The organism is Zarconia navalis LEGE 11467 (assembly GCF_015207075.1).
In the GTDB taxonomy this organism is placed as follows: Bacteria; Cyanobacteriota; Cyanobacteriia; order Cyanobacteriales; family Geitlerinemataceae; genus Zarconia; species Zarconia navalis.
Genome location: NZ_JADEXN010000120.1, coordinates 1 through 10,967 on the forward strand (window position 1 = coordinate 1; position 10,967 = coordinate 10,967).

The 10,967-nt window shown below is 49.7% G+C and carries 10 protein-coding genes; 4 read left to right on the forward strand and 6 right to left on the reverse strand.

Translation table 11 applies throughout. The features are described 5' to 3' along the window. The 3 genes from IQ235_RS08470 to IQ235_RS08480 all read right to left on the reverse strand — a co-directional run. On the reverse strand, window positions 1-610 hold a 610-nt coding region (locus tag IQ235_RS08470; protein ID WP_264321052.1), incomplete at its 3' end, for an ABC1 kinase family protein. A gap of 154 nt (window positions 611-764) precedes the next feature. Continuing rightward, entirely contained in the window at window positions 765-1,091 is a 327-nt protein-coding gene (locus IQ235_RS08475; protein WP_264321043.1) for a DUF6825 family protein, read from the reverse strand. 178 nt (window positions 1,092-1,269) lie between these two features. Continuing rightward, window positions 1,270-2,916 carry a serine/threonine protein kinase gene (locus IQ235_RS08480; RefSeq protein ID WP_264321044.1) on the reverse strand — a complete coding sequence of 549 codons (1,647 nt, stop codon included), beginning with the start codon at window positions 2,914-2,916 and terminating at the stop codon, window positions 1,270-1,272. A gap of 649 nt (window positions 2,917-3,565) precedes the next feature. Between IQ235_RS08480 and IQ235_RS08485 the strand changes: the two genes are divergently transcribed. From IQ235_RS08485 to IQ235_RS08500, 4 genes are all read left to right on the forward strand, one after another. Beyond that, the gene (locus IQ235_RS08485; protein WP_264321045.1) at window positions 3,566-3,868 is read left to right on the forward strand and encodes a DUF3181 family protein; all 303 of its coding nucleotides are present in this window, start codon (window positions 3,566-3,568) and stop codon (window positions 3,866-3,868) included. Window positions 3,869-3,966: 98 nt separating this feature from the next. Beyond that, on the forward strand, window positions 3,967-5,046 hold the full coding sequence (locus IQ235_RS08490; protein ID WP_264321046.1) for an alpha/beta hydrolase family protein: 1,080 nt from the start codon (window positions 3,967-3,969) through the stop codon (window positions 5,044-5,046). A gap of 154 nt (window positions 5,047-5,200) precedes the next feature. After that, complete coding sequence (locus tag IQ235_RS08495) at window positions 5,201-6,526, forward strand: APC family permease (RefSeq protein WP_264321047.1); 1,326 nt, start codon at window positions 5,201-5,203, stop codon at window positions 6,524-6,526. Window positions 6,527-6,567: 41 nt separating this feature from the next. Further along, window positions 6,568-7,833, forward strand: coding sequence for a hypothetical protein (locus IQ235_RS08500; protein ID WP_264321048.1), 1,266 nt, complete (start codon window positions 6,568-6,570; stop codon window positions 7,831-7,833). Here IQ235_RS08500 and IQ235_RS08505 read toward each other — a convergent pair. From IQ235_RS08505 to IQ235_RS08515, 3 genes are all read right to left on the reverse strand, one after another. Continuing rightward, complete coding sequence (locus tag IQ235_RS08505; RefSeq protein ID WP_264321049.1) at window positions 7,830-8,915, reverse strand: homospermidine biosynthesis protein; 1,086 nt, start codon at window positions 8,913-8,915, stop codon at window positions 7,830-7,832. The genes IQ235_RS08500 and IQ235_RS08505 overlap by 4 nt on opposite strands. A gap of 231 nt (window positions 8,916-9,146) precedes the next feature. Beyond that, complete coding sequence (locus IQ235_RS08510; protein ID WP_264321050.1) at window positions 9,147-10,199, reverse strand: agmatinase family protein; 1,053 nt, start codon at window positions 10,197-10,199, stop codon at window positions 9,147-9,149. A gap of 154 nt (window positions 10,200-10,353) precedes the next feature. Further along, the coding region (locus IQ235_RS08515; protein ID WP_264321051.1) for an EAL domain-containing protein at window positions 10,354-10,967 on the reverse strand (614 nt) is incomplete at its 5' end.

Below are 10,967 nucleotides of genomic sequence, written 5' to 3' on the forward strand. Positions count from 1 at the left end.
TGCCCATCCAATCTCGACCCCGACCCCAATTCGGGTGGTTCTGAAAATATCTCGCAATGCCTTTGAGAATCGCCAAATCGATATTAAACAATCGCCGCAGACCCCGGCGTTGCACTTTGACGACAATTTCCTCTCCCGAGTGAAGTTTGGCTTTGTGAACCTGTCCCAAACTCGCTGCCGCCAGCGGAAGCGGATCGAAGTGGCGGTAGAGTTGGTCAACCCCCTTGCCAAAATCTTCTTTGATAATCGCCGCAGCTTCCTCGTAGCTAAAAGCTGGAACTCGATCTTGGAGTTTGGTGAGTTCTTCGACGTATTCCGCCGGAAAAAGATCGGCACGGGTGGAGAACAATTGACCCAGTTTGATGAAAGTCGGGCCTAGATCTAGAAAAGTTTCTCGAATCCAGATCGCTTGTTGGCGCTGTCGGACTTTCTTCTTTTCTTCAGTAAATCCCCCAACATAAGTCCAATTGCGTTTATCTCGCCACTGTTCCCACAAAAATCGGGACACGAACGCCCAAATTTCAATACGGCGCCGCCCGCGAGAATAGTTCTTGCGGTTCCAGCGATAAGACTTTGCCGTGGGGTAGGCTTCTTGTTTTTTTGACCCGATGCGCGAGAGACGGGAGCGCTCTACGGTTGTAGAGCTTGCTGCATAGGGGGTCTGAGAGATCGGTTCATCCTGAAGTGCAGACACTCGAATTCCTAGGCTGTGGGTTGAACGGGGGCAGAAAAGTCAATGAGTCAATCGATCGCGATCTAGAAAATTAGGCCGCCTGACTGCGATAGCGCTGCAACTCAGTTCGCAACTGAGCGATTTCTGCTCGCAGATCGTCAATGGTGGCTTGCAAATCGAGATCGGAAGAACTCGAAAAATCGACAGAGATCGTGCTTCGACCCTCCATCGCCGCGTCTTGGGCGCGCTCGGCGCGCGACATTACCTCTTCGGTAAATTGCCGCAGTTGTTCTCGTTGCTCGGCGTCAAATTTTCCCAGTTCGCTCAAACCATTTGTTAGAACTTTCTCGAAGGATTCACCGATACTTTCTGCTAGAACTCGACCCACAAAAAAGGAACGAACTAGAGAGTTAGTCATGACGTTACTGAATATTACGCTTCCGTTACAAATTATAACGTGCTAGTTTCCCTCTCGATCTCCGGGCTTGGGGATACGCATTTGTATCCCGATCGAATAATCTGTCCGACAAGCACGCCCACTCCGACGAAAAGTTTGGAATGCTCTGTTTTAACCTAGCTTGGGAGCGGGTATCGGCTTAGATGTGACCCACATTTCCCGTAGATGGTTTATTCGATTTTTCCACGGGGAATCGATCGAACTTAGGCTCGGAGAAATCGAGGGTCGCTGGGTATTCGCTCGAACGATCGCTCTGAGTTTTTACCGGGTTTTCCCAAGCCGGACTCGGCACTTCCACAGCGTTCGGAGGTCGTTCGACTTCAGACAAAGAAGACTCCGAGGAGCCAATAAAGGGTTTTTCCGGTACGATCGGTTCGGGTTCGGGTGCATACCCGTCGTATTGAGGCTCGTCCCATCTGTGCGAGGGCTGCTCGTAGCGATCGTAACGCCTGTAAGTCGGCTCGTCCTGATAAGATGCCGGTTCTGAGGTATTGGAAAACTCTCGAGAGTCCGAGGGGTAGTCTGCGGAATAATCCGATGGATCATCCCATGAAGACCTTTCGGGTTCTGAGGGAATTGCCTCTTCGACAAATTCCGGCTCTTTGGAGGTATCTTCAAGGCGAACTTGAGGTCTGAAGCCGCGTCCGGGTAACGATTTCCCAATTTCGGGGCGATCGCTGCTCGTTCGAGAAGCCGCGTTCGACTGCATCGAGAAGACATAACTAGCCCCGCCGATTCCCGAAATCAGAGAGGTGGTGGCAAATAGAGCCGGTATCCAGGGTCGCAATCCCGGTCGCCAAGTTTCTTGGATTTCGATCTCGTCCGCCGCGTCTGCCCCTGCCGTGCGGGCAACTGCGACTGGCTGCGGTTCGTCTTCCTTGGGTGCCGTTCTTGCCGTTTTCCCATTGAGAACTCCCTTAGACGCCAAATTCTCTTCGAGGGTGGGAGCCACTGCCATCTCGCGCACGACGTTCGATTCGCGCGGAAACAGTTTCAACCAAGCTTCGACAGTCGGCACGCGCTGCTCGACATTGAGTTCTAAGCCTTGCAAAATGGCACTCTCGACTTCCGAACTGATGTCCCTTTGAAACTGTTTCGGACTGGGTAGGGGAATGCGATCGCGCAGGGGGGCAGTGACGGGAGGCTGTCCGGCGATTAGGTGATACAAGGTGGCCGCCAGGGCGTAAACATCCGTGGCGGGAGTCCTTTTACCTTGCGGATCGTACTGTTCGAGAGGAGCGTACCCCGCTGAGAGCAGTCCGGCATGGGTTTGAGCGGCCCCCACGGTGAATCCTTGAGAGATCCCGAAATCGATGGGGATTACTCGATGCCTACCGGAGCGCCGGATAATATTATCGGGTTTGATATCTAGATGAAGGACGTTGTTGCGGTGCAAAACCCCCAGAGCGGCTCCCACTTGCCGGATATAGTATAAGGCTAGAGGGATGGGTAATGGCTGACCCGTTCTCATCACTTGTGCCAGCGTCGGACCGGGAATGTAGTCCATGACGGCGAATACTTGACCGCCTTCGTAAAACAGGTCGAGAACCCGTGCCAAGTTAGAATGCTGACATTGAGCTATCCGCTGAATTTGTTGGATAAAGCGTTGCTGAAATCGATCGAACTGGGCGTAGTGGCGCAAGCTTTCACTTAAGGTCTTAATGACCACGGGCTGCTCTAGATTGGCATGAACGGCCCGGTAGGTGGTACCGAAGTAACCCTGACCTAGCGTCGCGCGGATCGCGTATTTGCCATTCTGAAGAACAGTTCCAGCCGTTAGGTTCATCTAAAAAACTCCGGGAGTTTGAAACCCTCGAATGTTGATATTCGGGGTGTTAAACGACGGGCGCGATGTGATATCGCCTCCTTTGCGGTTCGTTTTTGAGCGCTGATGCGCCGAGAACTTACCAGAAACTCGTGTTTTGGGCTGTGGACTCGTTCCCCGAGCTACTTATCGTAGAGTTCCGGTCTCACCGCGCCTTACCATTAAAGCTTGAAGAGATGCAGACTGGGGAAGTTCCCACCGGTTCGTGCCAGACACGTTACGTGTTGGGGAGCCGCCTTTTGCCTTGACCGGAGCGATCGATCTCTGGAATTTTCGAGTGAGGTACCCGAGGTTTGCGAGAACTCAAGTCAAAGGAATTTGTTTATATCCTAATCCCTCATCGCCACTTTTTCGGCTCGGGCGATCGCATTCGTCTGAAATTTCCGAGATTTTACTGAGTATCGATCGCGACACGATCGGTTTAAGTTAGCATCAGTTCGGGTTGATGAACCCAAAATTCTCCGCTCTCCAGACAAAAGATTGTCAATATAATAAATATTGATTCGAGCGATGGATTTAAATCGATTTCGATCGCCGAGGTCGGCACGATCGATTTAGATAGCGTCCGAACCGTCCGAATATCGAGTTCACTTAACTACCTAAACATCCCATGACAAGTACTACACAAGCTATTGAAGCTCTCGCCGCCGAGATTGGCGATCGCATCTATATGGATATTGCCAAATGGCATCTCTATCTCGAAAATGCCAAACTGCACCAAACTCTTGCCGAGCAGTTGTACCCGATGTTGGAAGACAATTCTTTAACCCCAGATCGGGTTGGAAGAGTCTTGCAAAGTATTCCTATCTCTCTAGGTGGAGGCAAGCGTGAAATTCCCCTGGTCGATCTGCTGCCCGATCGGTGTCAAACCGAGTTGATGGAGCTTTTAGAGGATTTCGGGCGTCAGATGTAAGCCCAGATCGGGAAGGCACAGCGATGACATTTTTTCAATAGATGCTCGTCTCGATGCTAGGTTAACCATCGTCCCTCGACTTTCACAAGACTTTTTTTATGGAATATCGAAATGGTTCGCCTATCATCGCGATCGCACCTTGGGCGATCGCGGGGTTTTGCGCGCTATTGACCCCACTGCCGTCAAGCGCGCTGACTCGCCAATCGATCGACGGGCGGGTCCGTCCTCCCTTCTGGAACCGAACTTCGACCGCAACGGTCGTTTCGAGCCACCCCGTCCATTCCGGTACGCCACAAGCCGATTCAACTGATTCCTCTTCTCCCCCATCTCCCATGTTCGATGCGATCGCCACTTATAGCACCACCCTCATCACCAGCGGCGATCCCGTAGATATCTACTATCCCGATCCCACCACCTTAGGGAACGAGCCTCAGACTTTTCCCATCGCCCTATTTCTTCAGGGGGCAAATGTCGATAAAGCTTACTACGCCCAGTACGCGAGTACCGTTGCCCGGTATGGATTTATCGTGGTTGTCCCCAACCATCGCACCTCGATTCTCGGCCGCGCCGCCCTGTTCGCCCAAGTCAGCCAAGTCTCCGAGGCCCTTGCAAGTTTGAGAATGACCAGAAAAGGCGCCCCGTTTGCCGAGATGATGGACGCCGAAAAACTCGTTCTGCTCGGTCATTCTCACGGGGGGATGATGGGTCTAGATGCCATTCGCGGCGCCTGCGACGTTCCATTTTGCGTCGGTGAGTACAGCATCCCCGAAGAACTTGTGGCCGCCGCATTCTTCGGTACGTTTTTGTGGGAGGATGGCGAGTATCTTTCCATTGATAATGCCGACGTTCCGATCGCCTTGATTGCCGGCAGTCGAGATAGTTTGATTACTCCCCAAGAAACCCTCGGAACCTACAAGCAAATATACAATCCTCCCAAGGTTTTTGTCTTGCTAAAGGGAAGCAATCATTACGGGATTACGGATATGGATACTCCACCGGGTTCGCCCCAAGAACTAAGCCGACCGACTCTCGAACAAAGTACGGCTATTGAGACAATTGCCCGTTGGAGTGCTTTGTTTTTACGCGCCCACGCTCTCGACGATCGTGCTGCTTTCGATTATATTTACAATTCCAAGACCTATCAAGATACCAACGTTAAGGTCATCAGTCAACCTTGAAAAATGCAAAGTTGGCAGCCTCGAAAAAAACGGTGACATTGGTTGGGAAATGGAACTGTTAGATGTAGACTATCTAAGAGCGCGCGGGCAAAGATGTTAGAGTCTTTGTCAGCAAGCATTTGTTTGGTAATCGAGTCAAATTTATCCCGATCGAATGACTTCCGAAAAGACTCCAATCCAACCCTCAATTGGCTTATTTACAGCAATTTGTCTGGTGGTGGCCAATATGGTCGGCACTGGGGTTTTTACCAGTTTGGGCTTCCAAGCGATCGATATCCAGTCGGGTTTTTCGTTGTTAATGCTGTGGATCGTGGGTGGCGTCTTTGCCCTGTGCGGAGCTTTATCTTACGGGGAACTGGGGGCGGCAATGCCCCGATCGGGTGGAGAATATCACTATCTGACCGAGATTTACCATCCAGCCATTGGGTTCTTGTCTGGGTGGGTTTCGGTTACGGTCGGTTTTGCCGCACCGATCGCACTAGCTGCCATGGCATTGGGAACTTATGCCGCGAGTGTCGTTCCCGGTTTGCCCCCCTTAGCGATCGCTATCGTCGTTGTCATTGGCGTTTCTCTAATTCACACGCGGGATCTTAAATTCGGCAGTTCCTTTCAAGATATCGCTACAGTTGGGAAAGTCTCGCTGATTCTAATTTTAATTGTTTGCGGCTTTGTCCTGGCGCAACCTCAAGATATTAACTTTCTCCCATCAGTCGGCGATTATCGCTCGATTTTTAGTTCTCCCTTTGCGATTTCTTTGGTCTACGTGACCTATTCCTATTCAGGGTGGAACGCGGCAATTTATCTAGCTAGTGAAGTCAAAGAACCGGAAAAAAACGTACCGCGCGCGCTATTTATTGGCACGGCTGCGGTGATGGTTTTATACGTTCTGATTAACTTTATTTTTTTGTATACCACTCCCATCGATCGATTGGCAGGTCAATTAGAAGTGGGATATATTGCCGCTGAGTCTATTTTTGGGACTTCTGGGGCAAAAATTATGGGAATGCTGATTTCCTTCGGCTTAATTTCGTCAATTAGTTCGATGGTTTTAGCCGGACCGAGGGTGACTCAAGTTATCGGCGAAGATATGCCGGTTTTTCAAATTTTGGCGAAAAAAAATCGCAATGGCGTTCCCTACTACGCAATTTTGCTCCAGTTATCGATCGTCCTGATTTTGTTAATCACCTCGACCTTTGAAGCCGTCTTAACCTATCTCAGTTTTACCCTGACGCTCTCCTCATTTCTTACAGTTTTGGGTGTATTTATCTACCGATTCGGACATCCGGAAGTTCCCAGGCCGTATAAAACCTGGGGATATCCAATTGTCCCGATCGTGTTTCTAGCCATTAGCCTGTGGATACTTGTTTTTATATTCAAAGATAAAACAATGGAATCCCTTGCCGGTTTGGGAACGTTAGCTCTTGGATTGCCGGTTTACTTTCTGGCGGTCAAAAAGAAAGTTATTTCTTCAGATACTTAAAAACTAAGTATTGTTCGATCTTGAGAATACCCCCTATTGTCATGAAAAAGTTTTTCTTAATTTTGCTCGCAACGGTTTTACTTCCCATCGGTCTATCCTCCTGTGCGAGCGAGACATCAGGAAATGGGGCATCGGAAACGACCTCTAGCAACAGCGAAACGCAAGAGTCCGGGACATCTGCGGGAGGTGAGTCTTCTGCTTCTGATGAGTCTTCTGCCCCTGATACAACGGCTGTTGAACCGTCGGTGAATGACTTCGACTCCGAACGAGCTGCCCTTCTGACCGATTCATCTCGATTTCTTGCCGGTTTGGAAGTGGATCGAAGCAGTCCCATTGCTTCCTTGCAAGACAGTTCGGTTTGGCTAGACCATGCCAACTTTCTCAACAGTGCCTGGTCTCGGTTAGAAAGCCAACAGCTTTCTCGCGCCAGAACCTGGGCCGCTGAAGAACTTCAGTCGATTAACCAGGGTTCTCCGCAAATTTTTTATCCGTTTAGCGGGCCGGATATTTTATACGGCTACACCTTTTTTCCCGAAGCCACCGATTACGTGATGGTGGGGTTAGAACCGGTGGGAGAACTGCCAGAAATTACACCGGAGTCAGCCATCAGCAACCGCCTGCAAGGGGTCAACCAATCGTTATATGCCATCTTGCAATATAGCTTTTTCCGTACGAAGGATATGGCAGTCGATCTAGACGAACAGGGAGTCTTGCCGATTCTATTTGTGTTTCTGGCACGCACGAACAATAACATTCTCGACGCGCAGTACGTGGGACTCGATGAAAATTCCGAATTGCAACCCTTTGCCAACCGCAACGAACTCATCGATTCGGGTTTAGTGCCGGGGGTCAAAATTTCTTTCGTTCCCGAAGGAGAATCTCAATCCAAAACCCTCTATTACTTCTCGACAGATTTATCGAATACCGGCTTGGAGGGAACACCAGAATTTATCGAATTCGTCAAGACACTCGATACGCCAACCACCTATCTAAAGGCGGCATCGTATCTGATGCATAACGAGAGTTTTTCCACCATTCGCGATCTGATTTTGACCCAAAGCAGCCACGTCTTGCAAGACGATTCGGGGATGCCGGTGCGATACTTCGATCCCGAACAATGGGATCGGCAGTTTTATGGAGCCTACGTCAGTCCCATCGAGTTGTTTGCCGAGCGATATCAATCGGATTTGAGGGAGATCTATCAAACCGAGAAGGATATCAAAGGCTTAGATTTTGGGATTGGATATAAGTTTTACAACGACTCAAATCTAATGCTGGCAACGTCGAAAGAGAGAGGGGGAAATTAATCGACCTGTCGGATATAGTCTTGGCGCAATCGATCGAGCATCGCCACTCGTCGATCGTAAAGGCGTTTGAGCGATCGCGGTGCGGCCCGATCGAGAGCGTAACCCGTCAGAATGGGGAGAGCGATCGTACTATCGGCGTAGCACACCACGGAGTCCGGTAACTGGTTGGGTTCGACTTTGCCCCAACTCACCGCCTCGCCGGGTGTGGCGCCGCTGAGTCCTCCCGTGTCGGGGCGCGCGTCGGTCACCTGAATAAAATAATCGTGTCCCCGTTCTTCCAAGCCGCAAACTTCGTGAAGGTGGGGTTGCGTTTGTAAGATGAAGTTTTTTGGGGAACCGCCACCTAAAATAATGACCGCACTTTTTCCGCGATCGTCTTTCCCTCGAGCATCGTAGGCGATCGCCGCCGTTTCGTTGACATCTCGATTCGGATCGATAACCAGTTGAGAACCCGTCAGTGCGGCGGCAGCGACGTTCATGCCGATGGAACTATCTCCAGGGGAACTTGTATAGATGGGAACGCCACACCGATAAGCTGTTGAAAGCAATCCCGACGTAATCCCAAAACTTTGCTCGACATTGTTGATATATTCACCCAAGTGATAGTGAAACTGGGCACTTGACATCTGTTTTTGAAATTTTTCCCCTTGAATGATACTTCGGATAAATTCATCGGTTTTGAGCAAAACTTCGTATTTAAAAACAATATCGTAGATGCGAATTGTATTGTTTTTTCGCAGCTCGATATCATCGAGAGATGGTTGAGCGGCAAATAGCTCGAAATTGAGAGAGTAATGTAAATCGTGATAGAGATTGGCTCCCGTACTGACGATCCAATCGATAAATCCAGCCTCAATGAGCGGTGACAGTAACGACGTGCCAAACCCTGCGGGGGTTAAAGCACCACTCAAGCTAAGTCCTACTGTTACTTCGGGTTGGAGAATTTTGGTGACGAGAAGTTGACAGATTTCCCGCAATCGCGCCCCATTATACGCCGTAAAATAGTTGTCAACCAGATAAGAAATTCCCTCTAATTTCGATTGAGAAGCACACAGAGGATTTGGGATGATTTTTTGTTTCATTTTGCGTCTGAACGGTTAGTGCGGGCTTTATGTAGGGTGGCCATTTAAGCTTAAGTCGATCGTCTCTAGCAGTTTCATAACTCACTCAATTAATGGGGTCGATCGACCTCAAATCGATCGCGAATCGGTGAACTTTATGAAGATTTAGTATAACTTAAATCGCTCGATCGATTTTTCACAATTGTTTAGTGCGCTCTCTCTTACACTCTATGGGTTTGAGAGACCTCTCTTTCACTTTTTGTTCGATCGCGATCGCCCAGATAAGTACATTAGATTCGACAATTTGTAAAGCAATCTCGCGCCAACGTTACCATCCCATTCGTCATTCATCCCCGGTGCAACTTCGCACAAATCGAAGCCAATAATCGTTTTTCCAGATCTAGCTAATATCTGGATTAAATAAATCCCCTGATTGAAGTCCAATCCTCCCGGAACCGGCGTACCGGTATGAGGACAAAATCGAGGATCGAGTCCGTCGATATCGAAGCTGATATAGACTTTCTCAGGCAGCGCTGCCACGATCGCCTCGCATTGCTGGTGCCACGAAATTCCCTGATAACCATTAGCTTTGAGTTGCCAATCGTCGAACATCACTACCCGAGAATCGCTTATAGCGAGTTGGCGCTCCTCTTCACACGCATCCCGAATCCCCACTTGCACTAAATGGGTCATTTCCGATAGCTGCAAGGCATTGTACATAATCGAAGCGTGGGAATGGGTAAATCCCTCAAAAGCCTGCCGCAAATCGGCGTGAGCGTCAATTTGGAGGATACCGTACTCGCCGTGCCTTTGGGCTAAAGCCTTCATCAAACCCAGAGGAGTACTGTGATCGCCCCCAACTAAACCGACGAGCTTGTTTTCTTCAAGCAGAGATCGGGCGCGCTCGTACACCCAATCGTTCAATACCGACGATGCTTGATTAACGATCTGGAGTTGGGCGGCGATCGCCAGATCGCTCACCTCTCCACCCTCTTCTAGGTGGGCGACGATCGATCTCGCCTGGTGTTGCAGAGTGGCGCTGCGATCGCGAATCCGAGCGTCGATCGGAATCGTCCCGCGCGGAATTTGCCAAGCATCGGGCAGATCGAAATCGTACAAATCCACCTGAAGCGAGGCCTCTAAAATAGCTTGGGGGCCATCAGCCGTACCGATACCATAGGATGTTGTCACATCCCAAGGAACGGGCAAAAATACAATTTTGGCTTCTTCCCCAGAATCGGGAAATCCAAAAAAGCATCCATTGGGTCTACTGACACCATTGGGGTCGAACGGAATACGATTCATCGCGCTCGCGAAGTTGGCTACCCCCAAAGCGGTAGATAAATATTTGGTACAAATTCACCTTTGACCCTAACTGCGGTCTGATGGAAAATTGAGCTACGCCAAGTTCCTATTAATTGTCAACGGTCGACGATCGATTGTCAATTGCCGCGCTGCACTAGCCCTCAGCTTCGCTATCATCTGTGAGACTCAGACTATGTTCGAGCAAAAACTTTGTTGCATCGAGAGCCTTGAGGGGAGCCGCAAATAAGTAGCCCTGCATTTGTTGGCAGTTTAAACTCGAGAGTAGATCCAGTTGGTATTGAGTTTCCACACCTTCTGCAATCACCCGCAAATCGAGTCCGCTACCCAAAGCTATAACAGCCGAAACAATTGCCATATCTGGAGAGTTATCTTCCAAATCGTGGATGAAAGAGCGATCGATTTTTAACGTATGGAAAGGCAATTGTTTGAGATAGCCTAAAGAAGAGTAGCCAGTGCCAAAATCATCTAGAGCCAAGTGAATTCCCATCTCTTGCAAACCGATCAAAATGGGTCGAGCCATCTCGATATTCTGCATCAACGTTGTTTCAGTTACTTCCAACTCCAAAAATTGTGGATCTAGGCCCGTTTCTTTGAGGATTGTGGCAATATCACTCACAATATGGGGATGTTGGAACTGTCGTACCGACAAATTCACTGACATTTTCAGCTGCCCGAACCCGGCAGCGTGCCAAGCCTGATTTTGAGCGCAAGCCGTCCGCAAAACCCACTCGCCGATGGGAACGATCG